The following is a 24361-nucleotide window of genomic DNA, read 5'->3' on the forward strand; positions in this document are numbered from 1 at the left end:
TTATGAAATTTCTCAGGTCCCCTACTCCAACAGCAAAATTTTTGACCTACCACTTTGGTGGCTGGTTAATATTCGCTTTGGTGAATACTTTTTCACTTGGATTACTTACCCAGCACAATTTTGAAAAAAATGCCATACAAGTAGCAACTGTAGTAATAAGCCTTGGCTTATCCACTTTATTCATCCGAGAAATCATATATCGTTTCGATCTTATCAATACAAGCTGGCGTAAGCAGTGGATATATTTCCTCACCACTTCAATCCCTCTTGGGTTCATATGCGCCTTTATTGCCATTGGCTTTGTATATGCATATTACATCCATGCCGGATACGCAGTTCCGCCATCTTTCTGGGGAACTGTTCTTGACAACTGGCTTTTCCTTGTCCTTCTTATGATCGCTTGGACTTTTATTTACATTACAACTGTTAATAAGGATCGATTACACAAAGCTGAGCAGGAAGCTATACAGCTCAAACTGCAGCTCAATGAAGTCAAAATGAGTGCCCTAATGGGACAGCTCAACCCCCACTTTCTTTTTAATGGCTTAAATAATATCCGCGCATTAATCCTAGAAGACGCTGCGAAATCCAGAGAGATGCTAACAAACCTATCTGGCTTGTTACGTTATACGTTAGTGGCTCATAAACAGAAAACGGTATCCTTAAGAGATGAGCTGGAAATTGTATCCCAATACGCTGAGCTCTTAAAAATACAATATGAAGATCGTCTACGCTTCAACCTGGAAGTTGATCCGGCTTTAATGGAAGAGTCAATACCACCACTTTTAATACAGTTACTTGCCGAGAATGCAGTGCGCCATGGAATTGATAAATCCAGGATGGGAGGTGAGCTATTGATTAAAATTTTCAAAGAGAAAGACCATATATCGATCACAGTAACGAATCCTGGAACTTTAGAAAACCTTAACTCTGAAGGAACAACACCCGGTGAAAGGAAAGTCCAAAATACCGGACTTGGATTGATAAATATTAAAAAACGTCTATCTCTACAATATGGAAATAGAGCCTCTTTTAATCTACAACAACAAGGTTTACTAGTTGTTGCCCAATGTAGCATACCCTCTTCTGCTTTTTAATTGACGGTATAAGAAGTGAAAGCCATTATCATTGAAGACTCACGACTCGCACGTAACGAATTGAGAGAATTACTTAAGCCCTATAAAGATATTAATTTGGTTGCAGAGGCCCAAGATTGTGAGCAGGCCATTACACTTATTTCCAAGGAACAGCCAGATTTGATTTTTCTGGATATCAACCTACCGGATGGAAGCGGTTTTGATATCCTGGATAAACTCGACTCTATCCCTAATATCATTTTTACAACAGCCTACGACGAATATGCAATTCAGGCTTTCGAAGTAAACGCTCTGGATTACCTGCTGAAACCAATTCATCCGGAGAAGTTAGAACGCGCTATCAATAAGGCCGTAAGTGATACCTTACCAGCTGCCAGCTCCAGCCAGGAAACCTATTTAAACACTAACAATAAAATCTTTATTAAAGACGGCGAGCGCTGCTGGCTTATTGAGCTTGGACGTATAAGATACTTTGAAAACTGTGGCAATCATGCACAGGTCTTCTTTGATAATGATAAGGCTTTTATCTATAAGTCACTGGTTAAAGTTGAACAGCGCCTAAACCCGGAAACCTTTTTTCGCGTAAATCGACAACAAATTATCAATCTTAACTTCATTAAGGATATTCAACCCTGGATAAGTAACGGGCTACTTGTAACCATGACAGATGGAAAAGAAGTAGAAGTCGCCAGGCGTCCCGCTACCCGCTTAAGGGATATGTTAAGCTTTTAGTCAACTTTTAACATATCCTACTTTAGAAGCAGGTGTTTCAGGTTATGGCAATATCAAAGTTAAATTTTTACTTTACTGTGATGTTGCCGTATTCGAACTCTTAATTTGTAAAATAGCCCTATGCTCTTTCAATACTCTGTGGATAGTTAAACCGATTACCTGGATCAAGTATACTTTTTAAACGCTGTAATCGGTCATAGGAATCCCCATAGTAGGCATTTTCATAATTCTTGATATTAATATCAGGATAATTCACATAGTGCTTAGTTATACCACTTTTGTGGAGCAACTCTTGAAGGTGAGCCATACTCTCCAGTCTTTGCACTTCATCAGCAGGTTTTTCCCAGTAACACTGAGCTTCTCCCAAATAATTGGCGTCCCTATGGACATAGGCCCCCTCATTTTCTTGGTGCAAACGACTTATCTCACCGCCCAATGTATTAATTTGAAAAACCGCTCCGGGGGTTTTTCCCACAAGGGTAAAAATTTCCTCTATAGACCTACTGATATCATTAAAGCCACTATAATAACCAGCACTAAAATTCTTAAAATACATAGCATTGGAACGGCCATAGTAATACTGAATACCCACTTCCAGAGGATCCGGCTTTAACTGGGCATTTTCATCCATTCTTTGGTCAAATTTTGACAAGATCCTTGTCATTACTCGATCATGATCTGTCGATGTTAGCATTACTGTCAATGTATTGCGGTTCAAGACAAAGGCAGAAAAGGCGTGGTCTGGTAATAACTCACACTGGTCAAACCAAAATCTTGCCAAATCAGCTGCGGCTCTCGGCGAGAGCTTATAAGACCTAAATCGGTGCTGATAAAGTGTTGTTGGTGCGGGAACCGTATCAAAACGCATTTCCGTTATCACGCCAAAATTACCATTACCACCTCCACGACAAGCCCATAGCAGTTCTGGAACCTCATCTGAATCTACGGCGATACCCTTGGCATCTATCAGGCGCACGCCTTTCAAATGGTCACATGTCAGCCCAAACTCCCGTGCAAACAGCCCATAACCCCCGCCTAGCGTGATACCTGAAAGCCCTACTGTCGCACAAGAGCCCGATGGCAGCAGGCGTCCCTTTGGTAGGCAATAGCTATATAATTGAACAAGCCTAACTCCAGGACCCGCTATCAACCTATTATCCGCTCTCAGCTCCAACCCACTCATAAGGGAAACATCAATAACCAAACCATCATTATTTAAAGAAAAACCCTCGAAACTATGGCCTCCACTTTTGATATTGATGTCCAGGCTGTGTGTATTTGCGTAATGCACCGCTTGCTGAACACCCTTCTCGTTTTTGCATAACGCAATAATTCTTGGAAGGAAATCGATTCGCTTGTTAAATAGGCGTCGATAGAGATCAAATACAGCACTATCTCGCTGGAGGAACTCTACATCATCTTTAGAGTAATCCCCATATACAGTTCCAATTGGCAGGTACCCTGCAGGAATGCCCATTCCCAAGGTTTTGACAAAGTCTCTGCGGCCTATTGTTTGCTTCATTCTATTTCCAACGACGTTCATGGGCTCTGCTACTTATGCCGTATAATACAGAGATCAACTTCAACAGGAAACTTTAGCTGTTAACATACGAAGCACCTAACCTCTTGAGCAATAGGCCGCTATACATAGAGACAATATCAACCAAAACGGTATCTCTTCCAAAGCTCTGCTCGCTCAAATAAGGCAATCAACTATATACAATACTTTGAAGAACCTACTGGTTGTTTAGGAGTGCCCTTCTAATACCTAAAAAGAAGAGAATAACCGCTACGCTTTGCACCATATGATAAATCCCATTATGGTCAAAATCCCAGATTAACGTAATATATAGTGAATCTTTTGTTTGAATATATATGGCAATTAATGAAAGTAAGCCACCTAATGCCATATACCAACTTCCATTTAACTTATTCAGCCAGGCTAACCTGCCATATCCAAATATAATAATAAATGTAATAGAGAATTGATAAATCACGTAAGCAAGAAACCCTTCAGGCCATAATAAAGTAACAACATAGAAGGCAATCCCGATGAGCGGAATATAAGGTAAAACTTTTTGCGTTGCCTCCTCGCCTAATAGATCAAAGCAAATTGCAGTGGTAAATGCTATTAGAAATAAACCAAGAAAGAAAAATAAGACTCTCCAGAGCCTCTGACTTAGCTGCACCGACAACTCTAAACCATGAATTGTTGCGGCCAATACGGTGACAACAATTGTCAGAAAGAAAAAAAATTTCCAGGCCAGATACTTCCTACCGCCCTTTGGGCTATATCGAACCAAATAAATCAGTGCCACTAATGCGATCAGGGCCAATATAATGTCCGTTGCGGCCGACGTCAGCTCTGTTTGCAGACTACTCAGTTTCATTGCTTTCTCAGGGCCCACTGATACCCATAGTTAATGATATATTGAACGGAAGATTAGTGATCCTAAGACTCTATATCACAATTCAAGATTATAGGTTGATACTGGTATGACTTTGGCCATACTGGCATCAATTACGACAGCTATCCAGTAGCTTTTCTCGGTTTAATAGTGTCACACTCATATCCCTGATCCATGACCCATAGTTATTCTATATAATCTAACCAACCGTATATTTACCAGAATTAGGAACTACAACTCCTCCGTTAATAGAATCTCATCCAACAAGAAAACCTCCTTTACTCAAATATACAAGTTATAAGTAATACCAAATCGCGACAAAGAAGTTTAGCAGCATCATTAGAAAGTCAACAATAAAAATAAAGCGCATTACCCCTTTAACCTGCCAGGCTCCTCCACCACTACGATTTTGAAGAGCAACAGGCACGTTATAAATAAACTGTGAGCCATGCGTGACTGCAAAAGCAAGTAACAGTACTGCCCTCTGAATATCACCTGAAAAAGTAGAGAGATTAATTAACAACAAAATATTGAGAAAGGCCAGGGAAAAGTTGAAACCACCGAGAAACTTTCCAGATTCAGCTAAGATACCAAAGACGGGGGTATCCCTATGCTCCCTGGGCACTACCAGCTTGGCAAAGATCTTTCCTCGTAATGAAAAAACATTAAATCCCATAAGAAACCAGATGGTATTTAATACTAAAACTATTACAAATATCATGTAAATTCTCCGATAATTATTTTTATAAAGATCTGCTAAAAATTAGCTATCTACACATAGCTAAATATATTCTAATCAATTATTAAGGTTTAGCTGTTACTCAATACAGGCCAGCGATCCACTATCTCTCCCCTGTCATATACTGCAATATCACCGAACTGAAGAAATACTGATTCACTTTGAGTTGGGCGCAGGAAAACCCAGTCATCTTCCACTAAGGTCACCCTGTCAGAGGCATTTAGCATTTCCTGATTTGTAGAGCGGCCATAAATAGGGTTTATTGATAATCCAGCAGGAGACTCAGGTAGTGCTTTCCAGTAACCCCCCGAAATAAAAAAGGTCTGAGCACGATTTGGGTTCAACCAACGCATTGCACCGGTAAGGTTTTCTATTCCCGGTATCTGGGTATGAGGTAACCTTTTGAGCACTGGGCTCGCAATAAACGCTGCAGGGATATGATCCGATAGTGTGGGAATATCAAAATCCGTTGGCTTGACCAGACAAGAGCCAGCCGCAAGCTCGGTGCAGGGAGCAGTATTTCTCCTGGACTTGTACAGCTGGTAAGTCGGACTCCCCGCGCCATTTAACGTGAGTTCCGATGGAAATACAGCACCTAGCTGCCGTTTTGCTTGCTCCAATCTCTGCGAGTAGATATTGAGCCCCCGATCTATTGCCTTATCAGGGCCACCCAGTAAACCCGGCATCTTGGCAGCATGGGCGTCATAGCCCATAAACCCCGCAAGCTCCAATCCCTGCTCTATCTGGATAATATTGAGCATTTCAGTAAGAGCTTGATCACTAGAAACCCCTCCCCTGTGCAAGCCAACGTCCAGTTCAATATTGATACGCAGTGATTGCCCAAGGCTATTGGCCAGCTCAGCATACTGCTGTAATCGGCGGGGGCTATCAATCAACCACTGCAACTGTTTACTAGGATCAAAACTGTTACCTGTCGGTTTCGCATAAAAATCCTTGGCAGCAGCTATCGGTAAGGGTTTACCCAGCAGGATATCCGCCGATGGCTGGGCCTGAGCAAGCTGCCGTAAGAATGGCAAGTGAAATACCATGATCCGCTGTGTACCGGTTCGCCTGGCTACTGTTTCCAGTAAGCCAAGTGCGGGCAATGACTTTGCAACAATACGGAAATCATAATTCCCCTGAAGGTGGCTCGACAATGTATCGGCATTGTTCTTTAATCGATCGACGTCAACCACCATGGTCGGACTCGACATGCCAGCTTTGTGCAGGGCTCTGGAAATTGATTCGAAATACTCACTATGCCCACCCTGCCCCAAGGCTTTTGGCCGCAACATGGGTACCGCTGCGGCAGCTCCCAGAACCACTCCCCCAAGCAACAATTTTCGGCGCTTGCTATCCAAAATATTTTCCTTTTGGGCTTTAGGGCAATCGCTACAAGATCATTTAATAAAAATAATTTATCAGCATTTTGCCCGAATAGAAGAGTTGTCAAAAAACATCAAGCAATTAGTGATTTTAAGTAGGAATTCAGGAACTTTCCGCTGGGGTCCAATTCTTGGCGAACTTTCATAAAGTCCTGCCAGCGTGGATAAAGCTTAGCGAAGTCCCCCCCCTCCAAAGTGTTTAACTTTCCCCAGTGCGGCCTGCCCCCATACTTACGCATAATTGGCTCCAGCACTTTGAACAGTGGCTGGTGATCCTCTTCAAAGTAACGGTGAACGGCTATCGAAATAGAATCCTGCTGATAGAAAGGACTCAGCCAGATATCATCCTGCTTAACGAAGCGGACCTCGATAGGAAAGAAAACATTAAGGTTGTTTTCTTCGATAGTGCTTTGAATCTCAGCAAATGCCGCTAAGCCTGCCTCCCTGGGCAGGTGGTATTCCATCTCATTAAAGCGGACATTGCGTTCGCTAGCATAGTTACGCCAGGAGGACTCCACTACTACTTCCTTTTCAATGTCTTCCATGGCGGACTGCAAGGCAAATCGGCGCAACTTGGGGGACCAGCCCAGCCAGTCTCTTACACTCTTAAGAGTCATCACTGCTTCATTGGTATCCTCACGCTCAGTGGAAAAGATATCCTCTTCTGTGAGCTGATGAGAATCAGCCATGCACATCCCGGAGAAAGGGATGTAATAGAACTCAAAGTTTCGATTAGAGTTCGCCAGCGATTCAGCTTGATCCAAAATCTCTTGCATAGGCGCCACCCAGGACTCACGGCGTAAGCGATAGCTGGGCTGATTTTGCATACGCACCTTGGTCACCAAGCCAAGGCACCCCAGGGAAACCTTGGCCGCAGAAAACACCTCCGGGTTATTCTCTGCATCGCACCAGAGGATATCACCATCGGCCATTACCATTTCCAGACCAGTAACATTACTGGACATACAACCCAAATTCGCACCGGTGCCATGGGTGGCGGTTGCCAGGCATCCGCCAAGGGTTTGCTCATCGATATCTGGCTGGTTAATCAAGGCCTGCCCTACTTCCTCCAGAGGCTGGCCAATATCTGCTATGCGTGTGCCCGCATAGACCGTGGCTTGGGAGTTTTCGGCATTGTGGTCAGATAGTCCGCTAATACGACCGAGAGAAACTATCGTATCTTCTGTTGGCACCAGCGCAGTGAAAGAGTGACCAGCACCCACTGCACGCACAGTACCACTAGCCTCCGCCACTATTTCCTGTAATTCAGTAATATTTTTTGGTGCCAGGCGCCTATCGGGCATGCACTCCTGGGACCCCGACCAGTTTCGCCAGCGAATCTTACGGGGTTTAGCAGCATCAGCTGCCTGGACTAAAGTACGCGCTATTGATGATATTGGGGATGCTGCAAAAGCTGCAGATCCGGCAGCCAGGGTAGTGACGAAACGGCGACGTGATTGATGCATACTTCCCTACTCCGCCGTAGCCATAAAAGCGATCAACTGCTCAAACTGCTCTGGTGAGCATTCAAAGCAAAGGCCTAGCGGGGGCATCCCCTGAAAACCATTGATAGCATTATCTACCAATATATCCATTCCCTTATCCATACGTGGCTTCCAGTTATCCAAGTCGCCGGTTAAAGGCGCGGCACTAGCGCCGGTACCATGACAGCTACGACAGGTCCGAATATATATTTCTGCAAGATCAGAATCAGCTGGTGTCAGGGAAAGTGCGCGCTCACCCAGAGCTGCACGATTGGCAACTGTGCTCTCTGGTGATTTAGAGCATCCACTTGTAAGGAGGGCCAAAATTAGAAAGATGCCGACTAACCCAAAGCTTCGGCGCAGGCTTACCAATTCCATGTATGTACACCGACTACATTATTGTTAATTATCACTCAGAGATATAAATCTGAGAGGGTTTGTGTACTTAATTTTGTCACCATTGTTAAACAGACTGACCTCTAAAACAACTAGCGGAACTGGCCGGTCTGATAAGGGGGCGTTAGCCCAATTTTGTTGCGTACCAATTAAAGAAACTTTTACCGCTAGATATCATTACTCTCGCAACTTATCAAACTCCAATCGATACCTCACGGGTTTGTGCCCTTTCAAGAGGTCAGAAGTACTGGAACTTAAGTTGCCATAACCTCAAGGTTTTTAGTGGAAGTTCTTGAAAGCCAAGCAAAATAATTATTATTGAAAGAAATTCCTCTGCAAAATTATAACCATACCAAAATTAAAATACCGGGAAAGCAACCATTCATTTATAGCCTACATAAATAAGCTTTTAACTATTTTGAATCCACTGATAGGAACCTGCCTCTAGAACCACCTACCTATACAAAAAGATAGAAACCACCTAGCAACCACCTCAAAATTGACCTTTTGGTCAAGCCAGGCTTTGAACGCAAACAGCAATATGTGGCAAGACTACACTCTGCTGACTACACATCCATAGTTATCCCAAACACCTTGTTTGTTACAACAAACGAAAACGGTAAGAAAGCCCTTAAGATTTTAGTTGACATATATCAACATTATGGCTTTAATGGGGCTCTACAGTACAGAAGACAGCCATGAAAATCTTGGGGTCCATCGATATAGAACGTATTAACAAAGAGAATTCAAAAAGTCTTCGCCAAGGTTTTTAGCCATGGCAAAAAATTACTGAGCATTATTTATGTTCTCTTATTGTGAGCGGCGAAAGCCAAATCAGCCAGCCAAGTATCCGTCATTTTTTAGATACGCTATTTGTACAGTAAGAACACGTGGCCCGCACCAACACTGCACAAGAAACATGAAGGAACTCAATATTTATACTTAAGGAAAATAACAGACATAGCAGACCAAGCCGTTTTTCGTTTACATACTATAAAGGAAGCACCGTGATACGCTTTGCACAAATAATTTCTACAATTTTTGTTTTTATCTTCACCTCTGCAGCTATAGCCTGTATATTTTTTCCCGGCTCAATTAGCGAAGCCAGTGGGTTTAATGCCGTCTCAGACTATGGCCTGACTAATGTGCGCACACTCGGTGCTCCTCTACTTATGTTAGCTGTGGTTACGGCAATAGGAACTTTCCGCCGGGATTGGATAATTCTTGTACCAGCCTCACTTTATTTCCTCTTTAATGGGCTAACTCGTGTTCTCTCTCTTTTACAGGAGCAATACGATCCTATTATGATACGAGGGCTGATACTGACCTTTGTATTATTTTCTCTCTCTCTGGTTGTTATTTATATTTTCCGAAAATCAAAAACTAACTTAAAGCAAACCAACCAATTAGTCTCAGCATAAAGGGACGGGAACACAGAGTCCTTCAGGGGTTTTCAATGGGAGGATTTGGGGCAACGAAAATTGGTTTCAAATTTCCTGAGTATTTCTCTAAGATAATCTCCTGGGATGGCGCCATCCACAGCCGGAGTACCCTTAAGAGCACCCGCCCCAGCATCGTCGAGCAAATGTTTGTCTCTGAAACTAACTTCAACAGTCACTCCCCTGGTTCCAGGTAAGCCAGTGGTCTAAAAAACGCGAAGAAATGCCTATGGATTTAGTATTCTTTACAGGTACCATGGATGCACCTGCAAATTACACCACTAGCTTTCTGCGAGAATTGCAAAGCCTGGATATCCCTTTTCAGCACATTGAAACCAGTTGTCCCCACAGCCCTTTTAGCTTTTTTAGTGAAGACCGCATAAAAATAGCGTATGGCAGCAAGTAATCATGAGATACGAATATACCATCTCAATAAAAAGCTATGTGCACAAACTAAAATCGATGCAGTTATTCCGGCGGTAGATAAACATTCACAGTTTGAGCAATCGATTTTGATTGCTCCTCCCCAAACAAGCAGGTGACTAGTTGAAAAGCAAACTCTATCGCAGTACCTGGAGATTGACTAGTGATTAGATTTCGATCAACCACCACTCGTTGGTCGCTAGTCTCCCTCACATATTGACTGAGTTCACGACGGAAAGTCCTATAACAAGTTGCTTTGAAATCAGTTATTAGGCCATGTCTACCAAGTACGATTACAGGAGCGGTACAGATTGCTCCTAACCAGCGCCCAGACTCAATTTGCTTTTGGATTAGCCTCATTAGAGGCTCCGAGTCATGCATATGCTCCGCCCCCTCCTTGCCTCCCGGTAGCGCAATTAAATCCCAAGTAGTATCCAGGCATTCCTCTAGGCTGCTGGGTGCCTCAATGACAAGGTCACGCAGGGTGGTTACACGCCTACTCGGCATAATTGATGCCACAGTCAGTTTCGCGTCAGTTCGGCTCAAAATATCGTAGATGGCAATAGCCTCGATATCTTCGTTACCATCAGCGATTGGAATCAGTATTTTTGACACAGTTACAGCTCCCATAAATACAGGGCTTAAGTATTTATAGACCTAACGTTTACAATCCACACACTTGAACCAACTCTTGACCATAAGGCTACTCCCGGTTCTCCAGATGTACGCAGTGGCCTACTCTACCGATGGGAAATTGTGCCCTGGTGACACTACTGGCTTAATGCCGCTCTGGATTCCTGTTAAGCATGCATAGTTCAGGCATAATCAAGATTTTTGATCTTTGACAGGAATGCCGATGGCTGAAAGTATCACACGCCCCCAGGGCCCATACCTCTCCGAACTGGTTCAGGGCTATTGGAGATTGGCTGACTGGGAAATGAAACCCCAGCAACGCCTTCGCTTCCTTGAACAACACGTAGACTTGGGAATTACTACCATAGATCACGCCAACATCTATGGTGACTATGAATGTGAGCAACTCTTTGGCGAAACATTAAAACTGCAGCCGGGTATGCGAGGGCAGATTCAAATAGTGACCAAGTGCAATATCAAGTTGTGCTCAGCCAAATTCCCCCTTCGAAAGGTTAACCACTACGATACCAGCTCTACACACATAATAGAGTCCGTTGATAACTCCCTTTCCCTACTGGGGACAGACTACCTTGATGTTCTTCTGCTCCACCGGCCGGATGTCTTGATGAAAGCTGAAGAAGTTGCAGAAACTTTTACCAAGCTCCGAAAAGCTGGCAAGGTCCTGCATTTCGGAGTATCCAACTTTTCACCGAGCCAGTTTGCCTTGCTGCAGTCACGGCTGGAAGTGCCATTAGTAACCAATCAGGTTGAAATAAATCCGCTTAACTTTTCCGTGGCCCATGATGGCACCCTGGATCAATTGCAAATGCTTCGGATACGCCCTATGGCTTGGTCCTGTCTCGCAGGGGGACGATTACTCAGTGGAGGCGATATACAGGCTCAAAGAGTGCTTAGTGAACTTGAATTACTCAAGGAAGAAATTGGTGCCAAAAGTCTCGACCAGGTGATTTACGCCTGGGTTAGACAACTGCCAGCCAACCCATTGGTTATTATCGGCTCAGGAAAAATAGCTCGCTTGAAAGCTGCTGTGGATTCACTAAAACTCGAATTATCCCGGGAACAGTGGTATCGGATATGGGTTGCATCCAAGGGACATAATGTCCCCTAGTTAAAAAGGGGCGCCTAACTATCCCCTTCTCCTGCAGCACGAGACTTACGCCACTCTGAGTGTGCGGCAAGTATTGCGATGAGAATGAAAATGTTGATCGCGATCATCACCCATGGCCGGACTGCCAACGGAAACCAACTTGCGACAAATGGTATTAGGGGTATCGAAAAACCTATGGTGGCAAGCAGGGCAAAGCAATAAAAGACAAGGAAACCCCACCCCTTGTATGCCAGTAGGCCCACAGCGCTAAAGATAGCGAGTGCCAGCAGCAGTAACCCCAAACTGGCCACGCCGGGTGATGTTCCGAACATACTGATGCTTATGAAAAAAGACTTCCAGTGCACGATCGAAGTTAAAATAACAAGTACCCCGACTATTCGGGCCAGGTTTCTCGCCTGAGTTTTCATAATCACTTTAACTCCACCTTGTTGTGCTTGGCCAGCTCCCCAGCTGACAATTGCAGGGGAGCTGTATTACTAGATTATTAGCATAATCAAACAGGAACAATCAGTTCACGATCAAAACTAAGGCAATGGGAAGTGCTGATAGCCAAGCTTTACAACATTTCAAGCATTAATTGTCTGCGATGTTAATACCTCTCTCACCAAGGGCTTTATTCAACACTGCGGCCAAACGCACTCCACCTTGTTGCAGGCGCATTTCCACAGATTCCTGGCAACGCAGGAAGTACTTTTCTCCTAATTCGTATTCACTCGTATAAGCGAGTTTGTGGGCTAACTGGTGGGATTCCCGAGCCCACTGGGCCTCTGTTGTGGATTGCCACAAGTGGCGCTGGGCTGCGCTTATCTTTTCTGTTTGCTCTTTTGCATAACTGTGCCAATCGGAAACTATCCTGGATACTAAATGTATGTCCCATAGGGCATGTAAATTGGTGTCAATACCTAAAAACCGGACTTGGACATCATTGCCACCTTTATCTGAATACAGGCCTGTATGGAGTGGCTGATGCAGATCGCCGACAAAATGAGCGATAAACATTAAGGCTTCTGCACGCTCCTCTGATTTTCGGTTTCGATCACCCAAAATCTGCGAGAACTGCTTGATTGCCTTGAGGATGCAGCCCGCAGGCGGGCAATCCCTGGCCTCAACATAACTGGTCCACTCTTTGGACAAATTAATGTAGTGCATTGGAGCGGCCCAGTCGTATTGTTCATTAGAGCGGATACGATCCGCCCAAGTTGCTGACTCAGCCAAGTCCGGCTCATTTGCTCTTTGCAAAAGCAGCTGAACTTCACCAGCCACCTGTGGCTCCAGGTAGTGCCAGGCAATCTCACCCACTACCCGATGCCCATCATCCCCCCAGGCAACAGCCTTATTATTCAGCCCGAGAGTACTGAGCAGGAGTAGCGCTACTCGAAAGACATTAACCAGCCCGTTCATTGGTTTTTCCATTGCAGTATTTTGTCGCCAACTTTAATGAGAGTTTGTGACAACTTGGCATCTATAGCCAACCTCTTCCGTAATCGTTACAGAACTGCAACAAATCGTTAACCAGTCCTTAAATATCACCCGCTAAAAAGCTCACTGGCCGGGACCAGGGGAAAGTGTCTCGGGAGCCGATTACAACCAGTACTCTCAAAGCCACTTTGTTGGCTCTTTTTTAAGACCAGGACTTAGTTATGAAACCTTCCATTTTCCGGCGCATGTGCCTATCCGCTGCAATTATCTCCGCGATTGGCACTTCACATGTTTCCCATGCACAGGAAACAGCCGCAGCTATTCGCGGCTCTATTACTGGCAGCGGTGGCGAAGTAATAAGCGATGCGAAAGTAACGGTGATTCATACTCCGTCTAACAGCCGTCGTGTAGCGCAAGTGGGGGAGTCCGGTCAGTTTAATTTGAGTGGTCTGCGTGTTGGCGGCCCTTACACGGTGACCGTTGAATCCGGCCAAGGCAAACGGGTACTTGAGGACATTTACTTATCGGTAGGCGATACCCTGCCGCTAATGCTAACCCTGGGTTCATCCAATCTTGAGGAGGTGAGCGTGCTTGGCCAAGCTTTGAGCAGTTCACGGCTTGCAGTAGGTCCCTCTTCCCACTTCAACAGCGACGACCTGAAAAGTGCGCCTGCTGGCGGTCGTGACATCAAGGACCTGCTGCGCCTAGACCCTCGTGTTTATATAGACGAGGCCAACGCAGATTCAGTCCAATGCGCCGGCGCCAACCCACGCTTCAACAGCCTGACTGTTGACGGCGTGCGTATGAATGACAATTTCGGCTTGAACAGTAATGGCTACCCAACCGAGCGCATGCCCTTCTCCTATGACGCTATCGACCAGGTGGCCGTAGAGCTCGCACCGTTTGATGTACAGTACGGAGGCTTCAGCGCTTGTAACATTAATGCTGTGACCAAGTCTGGCACTAATGAATGGCACGGTTCCTTTTTCTATGACTACACCGATGATGGCTTTCGTGGGGACTCCCTGGAAGGTGAGGACATTAACGTAGCCGAGTTTGATGAGAAGCGTTACAACGCTACTCTAGGTGGCGCCATTATTGAGGACAAACTGTTCTTCTTTGCTGCTTATGAGAAGCTTGAAGGCGTAGCTACTTTTGACCGGGGGCCCGCTGGAAGCAGTGCCGCAACTGAAGTTCAGGGCGTATCCCAAGCCCAACTGGATGAAATTGTGCGTATATCCAACGAAGTCTACGGCTACAACCCAGGTGGTCTGCCCAGCAGCCTTCCAGAAGAGGACGAGAAGCTGCTGGTTAAGTTCGACTGGAACATCTCTGAAAACCATCGCGCAGCATTTACTTACAACTACAACGATGGCTTTTCTATCGCTGAGGCCGATGGAGATCCAGATGAGCTGGAGCTGTCCAATCACTACTATGAGCGCGGCGCAGAGCTGAACGCCTATGTAGTACAGCTCTTCTCAGACTGGAGCGATATCTTCTCTACTGAAATGAAGATTGGTTATTCCGAACTGGATAACCGCCAAAATTCCCTGGGAGGTACCGATTTTGGTGAAGTACAGATCAGCACCTCCTATGACCATGACAACGATGGCAGTGATACAGATGCAACCGTTTATCTGGGTGCTGATGATTCCCGCCACGCAAATAAACTGAGCTATGACAACTTGACCTTTAAGCTCGCCGGCAAGCTCCTTTTAGGTGAACACAACCTTACAGCTGGCTACGAGCACGAAAACTTCGATATTTACAACCTGTTCATCCAGGAGGCCGCTGGTGAATATCGCTTCAGTAGCATTGAAAATTTTGAGCAGGGCGTTGCCGACTTGATCATCTACGAGAATGCCACGGGTACCAATAATATCTTGGATGCCGCAGCTGAATTTGCTTACAGCATCGACACTCTCTATGTGCAGGATGAATACACTTTTGCTGACGCTGACCTCACAGTTGTAGCCGGCCTGCGCTACGATCGCTACAGTAGTGACGACAGACCTGTCGCTAATACAGATTTCGCAGCAGCCTATGGCTTTTCCAACCAACACACCATGGACGGCCTCGACCTTCTGCAACCCCGACTGGGCTTGAGCTGGAATGTTGATGATAACCTGGAGCTACATGGTGGAATTGGCCTTTACTCTGGCGGCAATCCGAATGTATGGATTTCCAATAATTACTCCAACAATGGCGTTATACAAATTGAAGCGAGTGATGGCAGCGGCACGCCATTATTTGATATGGACTGGGCCGGCAACGGCGCCCCAATTTTTGATGTACCACAGTCCCTATATGATCAGGTAGCCAGTGGAGATGGCACTTTAGGTGGTGTGAATATGATGGATCCGGATTTTGAAGTTCCATCGGTTTGGAAATATGCAATTGGCGGTAGCTATGAGTTTGAATCTGGCTATTTGCTCTCTGCCGATTACCTCTATAGTGATTATAAGGATGCAGCCATTATTCGGGACCTGTCACTGGAGCAGGTGAGTAGTACCGTCGATGGCCGTGCGGTTTACGCTAACACCAATGGTCGCAGGGGCGACTATATGCTCACCAATGTTGACGGCGATTCTGGCTACTCCAGCGTCTTCTCATTAGGACTCAGTAAATCTTTCGATTTCGGCCTGAATGTAGCAGTGGGTTACGCCTATACCGATGCTGAAGACGTAAACCCCATGACCAGCTCTGTAGCCTACTCAAACTACACCACCATCGCCACGGTAGATGCCCAGGACCCGGGTACGGCTACTTCAAACTATGTAGTTCCGCACCGATTCACTTTGAAGCTGGATTACGCCCAGGAGTTTTTCTCTGGGTATGAGACTCGCTTTACCCTCTTCGGTAGCGCTAACGAAGGTATGCCCTATTCCTATACTTTCTCTGACCGTATCTTCGGTGATGGCGGAAGGGGCCGTGGGCTACTCTACGTTCCAACAGGCATGGGCGATGCGAATGTTGTCTTTGGGGATGACTTCGATACAGAGGCATTCTTCGCCTGGGTCGACTCTGAAGACCTGGACAGCGGTACTATGGAGCGCAACTCCCTCAGCAGCGATTGGTGGACTAAGTTCGATCTGCGTATTGACCAGGAGTTGCCGGGCTGGCGCGCTGACAACCGACTCAATGCTTTCTTTGTTATCGAGAACCTGGGCAACTTACTGAACGATGATTGGGGAGTAATGTACGAGGGTGCCTTCCCCCGCTTCCAAGCTGCCGTTGATGCCAGCATAGATGATCAGGGGCGTTTTGTTTTCAATGAATTCAATGATCCTGCTGGCCAAACCCGAGTCGCCGACGCCTCGCTGTGGAGTGCACGCATGGGAATTCGCTACGAATTCTAATCATAAAAAAGCCGCGGCAGTTGCCGCGGCTTTTTTACTTCCAGCCTGCTTAACAAACCGCAGCTGGATTTTTTTAGACTTACGCACTCCCAAGCCAACGGGCTAAGGTTTCTCTCAGTAAATCTTTACTTAAAGGCTTTGTCAGGTAGTCGTCCATTCCGGCGGCTAAGCAGCGCCCTTCAAACTGCTCTTCAGTAGTACTGGTCAGGGCAACAATTGGCAATCGATCGTCGGGCCGGTGTTCAGTTTCCCAGCGGCGCAACATCTCAATAATTTCCGCGCTGTGGTCAGTATTTTGCTGGCAATCTACCAACACCAGGTCATAGTGGCCTTCGGAGAGGCGAATAAGGGCCTCATCCCCATTGCCTGCAACATCCACCTGATAGCCTAAGGCCTGCAGCATTTCCTCTGTCACCCACTGGTGTGGACGGGACTCCTCTACCAATAACAGTGAATATTGACGTGGCTGATCAGCCCCCCCAGTTACTACTCTGCGTGTAGTTTTTTTAATTCCACCAAATATGCGCTCGACAATTACGTCATGTAACTCTTTGCGAGTCACTGGACGGCCGAGGTACTGAGCAGCAGGTACTGCGTGCTGTAGCTGGGCAAAGGAGGACTTCTGGCCAAACCCACCCAGGCAGATCACCGGACACTCCTTGCCTTCAGTGTGTGCCTTGTACATATACGGCGTTAACGAGTTAAAGAGCGTGTCATCTCCCATCGCCGGCACCAGGATTACCAGCTGATTGCGCTCCAAAGCCAGCTTAAGCAGCTTCTGTACCTCGCACTCGCAACCTTCACACCAACGCAGGGATTTCACATCCATACCAAACGAGCGCAATACCTGCACCAGCCCGGAAATAAACAGGCCCTTCTGGTGAATCAGCAATACTTCGCTATCCTGCAGACGGCGATCCGGGGTCAGGTAAGTGCGCTGGTTCGGCTCCATATCGAATTTGATTACCACTTGATAGCGATTGCCATCGGGAGTCGAGTGCAATTGCAGGTAGCCTCCCATCGCTTCTGCCAGCCCTTTGGCAATCGATAAACCCAGGCCGGTCGTAACCTGAGTGGTGTCCATTCGTGAGAAAGCACCGAACAATTCGCTTTCATCAGGGAGAATCTCACCACGCCCGTCATCCATCAGGGTAATATTCAACTGGCCTTCCACTGTCGTGATTGGCGTAAAGCTAACTTCCCCCCATAACTCACCGCGCTGGGCAATACCTGTTGCTGAATCTACCAAATTACGAATTAGCTGGGCCGTCTTGCGGTTATCCCCGGTAACCATTACTGGCAGATTGTCATCAATCTGGAAATTGAACTCCAAATCCTGGCCGTGGGCGGAGCGGGCGGCAAACTTAAAAGATTTCTCGATGGTTTTGACCAGATTAAAAGGTCCCTGGCGCAGGCGGATATCCTTTCGCGCCACTCGAGTGAATAACCCAACATTATCCACCAGCTTGAGCTGCTGACTATTGGCGGTTTTGGCAAGCTCAACCCACTCCCGCTGGCGGTCGCTGAGAGGCTCCGCTTCCAATAATGCCATTGCGCCAAGAGCATCTGATAGCTGGCTGCGAAACTCCTGACCGATATTAACGATAAACTCGTTAGTCAATTCCACCGCAGCTTCTGAGTGCTTGCGCGCGGCAGCCAGACTGCTGGCACGCTGCTGTAGCTCCTGCATGGCCGACAGTCGCTCCCAGTAATTTTCTGATTCGCGCCGCCCCTGGTGTGCAGTAAGCCAAATAAAAGCAAGGGTCAGGGTGCCGTAAATTGTGCCGAGGACCATTCCCGAGAACAGAGCCATCAGAGCCGCTGGCAGTAGAGAAGTGGCAGTAAACCAGGTGAGAAAACGATGATATGGAGAAAATACCGTAGTCACACTTGAGCAGAATATAACCGAGTAGATCCACAGAAAGTGCGTTTCAGGCGCAAAGCCCATCAGGTAGACAAAGTAAAACAGTGTCAAACCCCACCAAATGGAGCCAAGAATAGAGACGAAGAAATAATGGTTTCGCCAGCGGTTCGGTCCCGCGCTGTAAAGGGAGTCGAAGCGGAATACGTAGTAGCCCCTGATCAGGGTGAGTATCACCAAGCCCCCACCCAGGATCAGTAAAAGGCGCGGTGCTTCCAGGCGCATATCCCCGATTGTGGCGGCAATCAGGAAGGCACAGAGGGAGAGCAGCATACCGCGCCGGCTGTATTTAGCGATACGCATATCAGTGGCGCGACAAATACGTCGGTCTTTCTGAACCTTCAGTTCAGGGCGATCAAATAGTGGCATTGCGACCTTCCCTGGGAGATTGGGTATATAGTGACATAAAAGTCCCTACCCTATCCCAAGCACTTCAACCAGTACTGTTTTTATAATAAATCCAAGCAATCCGAGACCCAGTGCCAAAAACAGGATAAAGGTTCCGAACCTCCCCGCCTTGGAATCCTTAGCGAGGTTCCAGACGATAAACACCATAAACATGATAAGTGCGCCGATTCCCAACCACAGGGAATACTCTTCAAACTGCTCAAAAGTCATGCGGATCTTCACTTAAAAAATTGGCGCGCATTGTACAGTGCTTAGTGACTACTGATAAGGCTTGCCAGAATACGGTCAGCCAGCGCTCCCCCCGGACATGACTAACTATTCACGCCCCTTGATAGTAGTCACCATCCTCCTGGGCGTGAGTGCCACAGCGCAAACGGCGCACCTCCTTCTCACGATAACGACTATCGTGCCAGCAACGAGGCAGCGGCTCACCAGACAGAAAGCACAGGTCAGTTTTGTCGAAAACCTCTGGATCCTGGATCTCCTCACCCCAGAGATAGCGGCCAACCACAGTTAACTCATAGGGATTTGAAAGCGTGACAACGTCAGCCACCTCAACCAAATGCTTGGTAGTTACATCTTTAAAAAGCATAGTGGCACCTATTTCCTCTTTCACACTTCAGTATAGGGCCTTTAGCGGCTATTCCGGCTAAATCTATATGCTTGTGGGCCGAAAATCTGGGATGAGGAGCAGAGCGCCCTACCCAAAAGGTATTCATTACAGAGGTATGCTGGGAAAGTCTTCCCGCTAAAAACCGACAGTGATCACTGGCGGCTTAAGCGGGAGCAGATAGGATTACCCTTCTATTGTCAGGCGAGCGGAGACCATACCTTGCTCAGCGAGCGCATCCAGATTGATAGTACGCACCGATAGCTTCTCTTTCATCAGCTGGTTGAGCCATGGCTGCAGATCCTGGTAACGCACCTCCTCAATCCAGAGGCGGATACGATTCTCCCCCTCCGGCTCAAAGCGCTTAATGGTAATCCGGTTGTTCTTTGCCGCAGTGGTCACCCTTTGCAAAAGAGTGCCCGACGCATTGCCAGCGGAACTATTAGGCTTGATCCGGGCAAGTACCGGACGCTGGGACTCCATCCATTGCACTAGCTCCTGGGCTTCTTCAGCGCGACTGCGAGACTCCTCAAAAAAGCCCTTGGCAGGACTGTAGAGGCCATAGACTATAAACAGGCCCCCAGCAAAAACAGCGAGAAGAGCGAGAGCGCGCTGGTCACTGGAAGACAGTGCCTGCCACTTCTGTTTCCACTGTTCAATTTGTTCTTTCATGCTTCAATAACTACCAATCTTGTTCTGCACATCAATATGTCACTATCAGCGCACGCGCACCCGTCCGGATACACCTTTCTTCAGTTCATTGGCCCCGAGTAAGTCAGCTTTTAAGCCGTTACCAGACAACTTACTAACAAATGTATCAAGATCCGCCAGGTTAGAGGCCTGTAACTGCAACACCATTTCACCCCGCTGGCCATCAAAACGCAGGGATTGCAACTTGAGTTCCTTACCCCGTTGCTCTGTCCACACCTTACTCAGCTGTTGCATCTGCGTGGTAAAGGCGCCGCCTTGACTGCCCGCACTCTTAAGAAAACCATCCAACTGACGGCGCATTTGCGCGGAGGGTCGGGTATTGGGAAACAATTCAGTAAACATTGTGCGCGCCTGCTCTTCGGCCTTCCCAGCCTGCCACTGGAAATAAGCCCCTGCCCCCACAAAGAACAGCAGTTGGGCGGCAAAACAAAAAGTGGCAACTTTTGCTGGTTTCAGCCACCAGGCTCCTTCAACTTCTCCCCCTGAAAGCTGGTAGTCGCCGCTCAATAAACTACTGAGCTTGCCAGCTTTAAAGCGCTCCAGAAAAACCTCTTCCGGGGCTCGCTGGTTGCGCTGTAGACGATCAGCAAATAGCGTCTCCAGTTCGCCTACAAGCAGGTTATCACTCTCTTGCGCTCCTAAGAGCAGCAGGCTTTTCTCCTCAGCTTCATCCTCTACTTGCTCAGATTCTTCTAAGGGTTCGCTTTCCCCCAGTAAGGAACTGAGCATCGGCTGCAGGTATTCACGGCGAATTGAAAGCCCCTGCCCACTGTCTTGCCAGATATGCGCCTGTTCTCCATCTAGCCATAGAGCAAGATCGCCCTCGAGCAGACCGAGTAGCTGATATTCAGCAACCGCAGCCACCAGCGGCCACTGCAAGCGCTCAACCTGGCTGTGTAGCGCTTCCATTTTATCTTTGGCTATGGCATAGACACTGCAGAGATCACCATTCTGTGGCGTACAGACAAAATGCAAATCTTCAACGTCCTCCGCCAGATGCTCTTCCACCATATAGCCAATGGCATTGGCCTGCCGTCGTGCTGCTTTGGGAATAGTTTCCACACCGCTCCACACCCAGTTGCCAGGTAATAACAACAAGGCCTTGGCCCCATCGGCAAAGCTCAAGGAAGCAGTTTCCTGAGAGAACTCTGAAGTTTCAAATTCAGGGGTAAAAGCCGCAATAAATTCATCATCTAATGCAGCAGGCTGCCAGGCACCCCCCTGCCACTGATGAAGTGTGAGCTTTCTATCCGCATTTTCAGTGAGTCTCAGCATTACCAGCGATGGCTTTGGTGGATCCGCAGGCATGCCTATTTCATTCAGGCTTTTCTTTTTAAACATACGATCTTATTGACTACCTACTCTCGTTCTTCTGCCGTGCCGTCATAGTCGAGTAGCTCCTGCATCATTGCACCGGAAAATGTCCGGCGTTGGCGCTGCACTACTTTCACCGTTACTTCTCCGCCTTCCTCAAGCCGGAGCACAGTCTCCCAGTACTGGCGGTGGTCTTCGCCATCTCCCAATTGGACAGCGATACGCGCCAGAAAGTGCTGGCTATGGAATACAAACGAATCTGTCTTGGTGATATTGATTGAGGATAAGTCCCCAGAGTTACTAAAGACCTCTCCCGATTCACGAAGCTGTTCCAGTTTCGAAATACTTGCTGAAGGGTCTATCGCCTCTACCAGTTCTTGGGAGGCAAAATTGATATTGATCTTGGATCCGGTTTCCGGCAATGCACAGAGAAAAGGAGCAAGTTTTTGCCAATCCTCGGCTTCTATTCCCTGTACTGAAGACAATTCAGAAACATCACTGATCGAGGTATCCGGAGTACGGTGTGAGATTTCCCTACCGAGATAGCCGTCATCCTCGGTCGCGGACGAGCGCGGTGTATCGCCGTCATCCACCCAATCGGCAATAATCACCGCCAACTCCGGTTTACCAGTGACATTACTCACAAGCCTACGAAAAATTTCAAGCTGATCATTAGCCGACGTATCAACAAGATTATTGACATTAAAACATGAATTTAAGTCTTTGATATTGATACGAATTTTTCCGTTATCGGGATTGAATTGCAACGCTGGAGAAGCCCAGGCCTCCAGAGCGTGATCCGCTGCTTCCTCGGCTTCCTTATCCTCTTCAAAGTCTTTCAGCAGTGCCACCCGGCTCCAGGCTTCAGCCCCCTCAACAAACTCGGCCAGCTGGGTATTGGCAAGCAATGCGCCACTGCGATTAATGGATATTTGATCTCGAACGATCGCATGAGAGACCAAGGCAATAGCAATCACCATCACCAACAAGACAGTAATAAGTGCAACACCTCGCTGGCCACCAAGGATCTTCACAGTCGCCTCTCTTCGCACATGATTAATCGCCCCCACCAGGTTGAGAACGAGGGAGCTCTACGGTGGAGAAAGGAAATACCCGGCGAATCTCACCGTACTGCCTGGTGATTAGGACGAACTCAATGGCCTTAGGTAAGCGGGGGTCTGCGCCATTAGGTGGGTTATTGTCATTGGGAGCCGGGGGCCATTGCGAAACCCACGCTTCGCTCTCTGGGTCGAAATAGCGCAGGGTAAGGCTCTCAACCCCCATCATCAGGGGCTCAACAATAGGCTCGGAATCCGGCCCCCGATCCAGCACCTGCCAGCGGCTTCGGAGCAGTAGCGCGCCTGGATCTTCCTCCTCCGCAGTGCTGAAAGAATCGCGCTCGTCGGATTCCGGGTAGCCAATGCTGTACCCAAGGCGCTGCAGTTCCCCTCTGGGCTCAGCAGTCAGGTTGGCCGCGCCCAGTCGGGTAAACTCGAATTCATCTTCATCCCCGCGCAGTGCTGGCTCATAGCCACTGTAGGCATTCTTGATCGGCCTTGCCGTCAGCTGGCGAAGATCATCTTCCAGGCGGTATAAAGCCATAGAAAAGCGGCGTAATTCCTCCGCACGCTGCTCAACTACATGGTCTGTACTTCTAAAAATATCCAGCAGGGAGAAGGAGCCGACGCTGATAATAGCTACCAATACCAGCACAACCATTACTTCGACCAGGGTGAAACCAGACTGCGCTTTTAGTTGGCGGATCATCATTGCAGCTACTCCTGTGCCGCCCAGGCATCCAGTGTCAGAGTCGGGTTCTCCGCATCGGGATAGCCCACTTCGATGGTGATATGGCGAAGGCGCTCTTCACTGGTTGCTTCAACTCTTGCGGTCACTTCCCATTCCCGCTCAGCAAAGGTCACCTCCTCCTTTTGCTCACCGACGGGTGGCCAGGGTGTTTGCAATCGCACTTGGGAAAGTATTTGTTGTGCCACCCAGTTGGCAGCGAGCCGCTCTTCCATAATGCGTTGCTGGCGCACACTGCGCTGCATGGCCTGCAACACACTGGCTGCGATTACCCCAAATATCACTAATGCAACCAGGACCTCCACCAGGGTAAATCCCCGCTGGGCAGAAAATCGTTGCGCACTAAAATTCATCAGCCTGCCATTCCAGCTGTAAACCGTAGAGGCTGTTGTAAGTAATTGTCGCGCCACGAGCGAAGTCACCCTCATCAACCAGGTACATCACCAGTTCCACAGGCAGGACCTCACCACTGGACAAGGCGACAAAATGTGGCTTCGCGCTTTCCTCATCCGAACTCTCCTCCTCGGCAAACTCGGTAGACTCTGTCGATGGAAGTTCTGCCCCGGCAATCACCTCAAGGCGTACATTGGGAGGGAGCTCGTGAAGCGCGAAGCGCTGGCTGCGCTTACCGGCAGCAGCATCCGGCGCCTGCCAGGTCATGGTGGCGGGATTAAAGCGCACCACAGTGTAGGATTCCGGTTCCAAAACCACGCCATAGTGGCTCTTATCGATCAAGGCGCGATCTGAGATCAACTGTAGCAAAGCGGAGAGACGCCTAACCTCACCTTCCCATACGCGCACGCCGGAGCTACCCAAAGACATAACCGCCATCCCGGCAAGAGAGGCGATGATCACAATCACCACCAGGATCTCCACCAGGGTAAAGCCCCGGTTACGCGTGAATTTCAGTTGATTTTTCCGGCTGTACATCAGTTGTCGCTTGAACCG

The 24361-nt window shown here is 47.6% G+C and carries 23 protein-coding genes; 5 read left to right on the forward strand and 18 right to left on the reverse strand.

The window, feature by feature from the left end; translation table 11 throughout:
- Window positions 1-41: 41 nt before the first annotated feature.
- Window positions 42-1097: a sensor histidine kinase gene (locus G367_RS25030; RefSeq protein ID WP_169337105.1), complete on the forward strand. Its 1056-nt coding sequence runs from the start codon at window positions 42-44 to the stop codon at window positions 1095-1097.
- 15 nt (window positions 1098-1112) lie between these two features.
- On the forward strand, window positions 1113-1829 hold the full coding sequence (locus G367_RS0109390; RefSeq protein ID WP_020412870.1) for a LytR/AlgR family response regulator transcription factor: 717 nt from the start codon (window positions 1113-1115) through the stop codon (window positions 1827-1829).
- 118 nt (window positions 1830-1947) lie between these two features.
- Here G367_RS0109390 and G367_RS23480 read toward each other — a convergent pair whose 3' ends face one another.
- The 6 genes from G367_RS23480 to G367_RS0109420 all read right to left on the reverse strand — a co-directional run bounded on the left by G367_RS23480 (window position 1948) and on the right by G367_RS0109420 (window position 8223).
- Window positions 1948-3351: an FAD-binding oxidoreductase gene (locus G367_RS23480; RefSeq protein ID WP_020412871.1), complete on the reverse strand. Its 1404-nt coding sequence runs from the start codon at window positions 3349-3351 to the stop codon at window positions 1948-1950.
- Window positions 3352-3565: 214 nt separating this feature from the next.
- Window positions 3566-4219: a DUF6962 family protein gene (locus G367_RS0109400; protein WP_020412872.1), complete on the reverse strand. Its 654-nt coding sequence runs from the start codon at window positions 4217-4219 to the stop codon at window positions 3566-3568.
- A gap of 313 nt (window positions 4220-4532) precedes the next feature.
- Window positions 4533-4958: a hypothetical protein gene (locus G367_RS0109405; protein WP_020412873.1), complete on the reverse strand. Its 426-nt coding sequence runs from the start codon at window positions 4956-4958 to the stop codon at window positions 4533-4535.
- A gap of 89 nt (window positions 4959-5047) precedes the next feature.
- Window positions 5048-6337 carry a DSD1 family PLP-dependent enzyme gene (locus G367_RS0109410; protein WP_020412874.1) on the reverse strand — a complete coding sequence of 430 codons (1290 nt, stop codon included), beginning with the start codon at window positions 6335-6337 and terminating at the stop codon, window positions 5048-5050.
- 98 nt (window positions 6338-6435) lie between these two features.
- On the reverse strand, window positions 6436-7827 hold the full coding sequence (locus G367_RS0109415; protein ID WP_026305033.1) for an FAD-linked oxidoreductase, L-gulonolactone oxidase family: 1392 nt from the start codon (window positions 7825-7827) through the stop codon (window positions 6436-6438).
- A gap of 6 nt (window positions 7828-7833) precedes the next feature.
- Window positions 7834-8223: a c-type cytochrome gene (locus G367_RS0109420; protein ID WP_020412877.1), complete on the reverse strand. Its 390-nt coding sequence runs from the start codon at window positions 8221-8223 to the stop codon at window positions 7834-7836.
- A gap of 1025 nt (window positions 8224-9248) precedes the next feature.
- Between G367_RS0109420 and G367_RS0109425 the strand changes: the two genes are divergently transcribed.
- Window positions 9249-9662, forward strand: coding sequence for a hypothetical protein (locus G367_RS0109425; protein ID WP_020412878.1), 414 nt, complete (start codon window positions 9249-9251; stop codon window positions 9660-9662).
- A gap of 486 nt (window positions 9663-10148) precedes the next feature.
- Here the strand turns inward: G367_RS0109425 and G367_RS0109435 are convergent, their stop codons facing one another.
- Complete coding sequence (locus G367_RS0109435; protein WP_020412881.1) at window positions 10149-10718, reverse strand: DJ-1 family glyoxalase III; 570 nt, start codon at window positions 10716-10718, stop codon at window positions 10149-10151.
- Window positions 10719-10959: 241 nt separating this feature from the next.
- Here G367_RS0109435 and G367_RS0109440 point away from each other — a divergent pair, with 241 nt between their 5' ends.
- On the forward strand, window positions 10960-11865 hold the full coding sequence (locus G367_RS0109440; protein WP_020412882.1) for an aldo/keto reductase: 906 nt from the start codon (window positions 10960-10962) through the stop codon (window positions 11863-11865).
- 14 nt (window positions 11866-11879) lie between these two features.
- Here the strand turns inward: G367_RS0109440 and G367_RS0109445 are convergent, their stop codons facing one another.
- On the reverse strand, window positions 11880-12176 hold the full coding sequence (locus tag G367_RS0109445) for a hypothetical protein (RefSeq protein WP_157533442.1): 297 nt from the start codon (window positions 12174-12176) through the stop codon (window positions 11880-11882).
- Between the two features lie 262 nt (window positions 12177-12438).
- Window positions 12439-13266, reverse strand: coding sequence for a S1/P1 nuclease (locus G367_RS25035; RefSeq protein ID WP_020412884.1), 828 nt, complete (start codon window positions 13264-13266; stop codon window positions 12439-12441).
- A gap of 239 nt (window positions 13267-13505) precedes the next feature.
- Here G367_RS25035 and G367_RS0109455 point away from each other — a divergent pair, with 239 nt between their 5' ends.
- Window positions 13506-16643 carry a TonB-dependent receptor gene (locus G367_RS0109455; RefSeq protein WP_026305035.1) on the forward strand — a complete coding sequence of 1046 codons (3138 nt, stop codon included), beginning with the start codon at window positions 13506-13508 and terminating at the stop codon, window positions 16641-16643.
- A 79-nt stretch (window positions 16644-16722) separates the two neighbouring features.
- On the opposite strand, the gene G367_RS0109465 is transcribed toward G367_RS0109455, so the two are convergent.
- The 9 genes from G367_RS0109465 to gspH form a co-directional block, all read right to left on the reverse strand.
- A complete protein-coding gene (locus G367_RS0109465; RefSeq protein WP_020412886.1) occupies window positions 16723-18933 on the reverse strand; it encodes a hybrid sensor histidine kinase/response regulator in 2211 nt (736 codons plus the stop codon).
- Window positions 18934-18978: 45 nt separating this feature from the next.
- A complete protein-coding gene (locus tag G367_RS0109470; RefSeq protein WP_020412887.1) occupies window positions 18979-19182 on the reverse strand; it encodes a DUF2788 domain-containing protein in 204 nt (67 codons plus the stop codon).
- 109 nt (window positions 19183-19291) lie between these two features.
- The gene (locus G367_RS0109475; RefSeq protein WP_020412888.1) at window positions 19292-19564 is read right to left on the reverse strand and encodes a hypothetical protein; all 273 of its coding nucleotides are present in this window, start codon (window positions 19562-19564) and stop codon (window positions 19292-19294) included.
- Window positions 19565-19768: 204 nt separating this feature from the next.
- On the reverse strand, window positions 19769-20254 hold the full coding sequence (gene gspM, locus G367_RS0109480) for a type II secretion system protein M (protein ID WP_020412889.1): 486 nt from the start codon (window positions 20252-20254) through the stop codon (window positions 19769-19771).
- A 45-nt stretch (window positions 20255-20299) separates the two neighbouring features.
- Complete coding sequence (gene gspL / locus G367_RS0109485; RefSeq protein WP_020412890.1) at window positions 20300-21634, reverse strand: type II secretion system protein GspL; 1335 nt, start codon at window positions 21632-21634, stop codon at window positions 20300-20302.
- A gap of 17 nt (window positions 21635-21651) precedes the next feature.
- A complete protein-coding gene (gene gspK, locus G367_RS0109490) occupies window positions 21652-22641 on the reverse strand; it encodes a type II secretion system minor pseudopilin GspK (protein ID WP_020412891.1) in 990 nt (329 codons plus the stop codon).
- A gap of 22 nt (window positions 22642-22663) precedes the next feature.
- Window positions 22664-23377 (reverse strand): type II secretion system minor pseudopilin GspJ, encoded by a 714-nt coding sequence (gene gspJ / locus G367_RS0109495; protein ID WP_020412892.1) that lies wholly within the window; start codon window positions 23375-23377, stop codon window positions 22664-22666.
- Between the two features lie 5 nt (window positions 23378-23382).
- Window positions 23383-23766: a type II secretion system minor pseudopilin GspI gene (gene gspI, locus G367_RS0109500; RefSeq protein WP_020412893.1), complete on the reverse strand. Its 384-nt coding sequence runs from the start codon at window positions 23764-23766 to the stop codon at window positions 23383-23385.
- Window positions 23756-24343 (reverse strand): type II secretion system minor pseudopilin GspH, encoded by a 588-nt coding sequence (gspH, locus tag G367_RS0109505; protein WP_020412894.1) that lies wholly within the window; start codon window positions 24341-24343, stop codon window positions 23756-23758. The genes gspI and gspH overlap by 11 nt, the downstream gene beginning before the upstream one ends.
- Window positions 24344-24361: the final 18 nt, after the last annotated feature.

Source organism: Microbulbifer variabilis ATCC 700307, from assembly GCF_000380565.1.
In the GTDB taxonomy this organism is placed as follows: Bacteria; Pseudomonadota; Gammaproteobacteria; order Pseudomonadales; family Cellvibrionaceae; genus Microbulbifer; species Microbulbifer variabilis.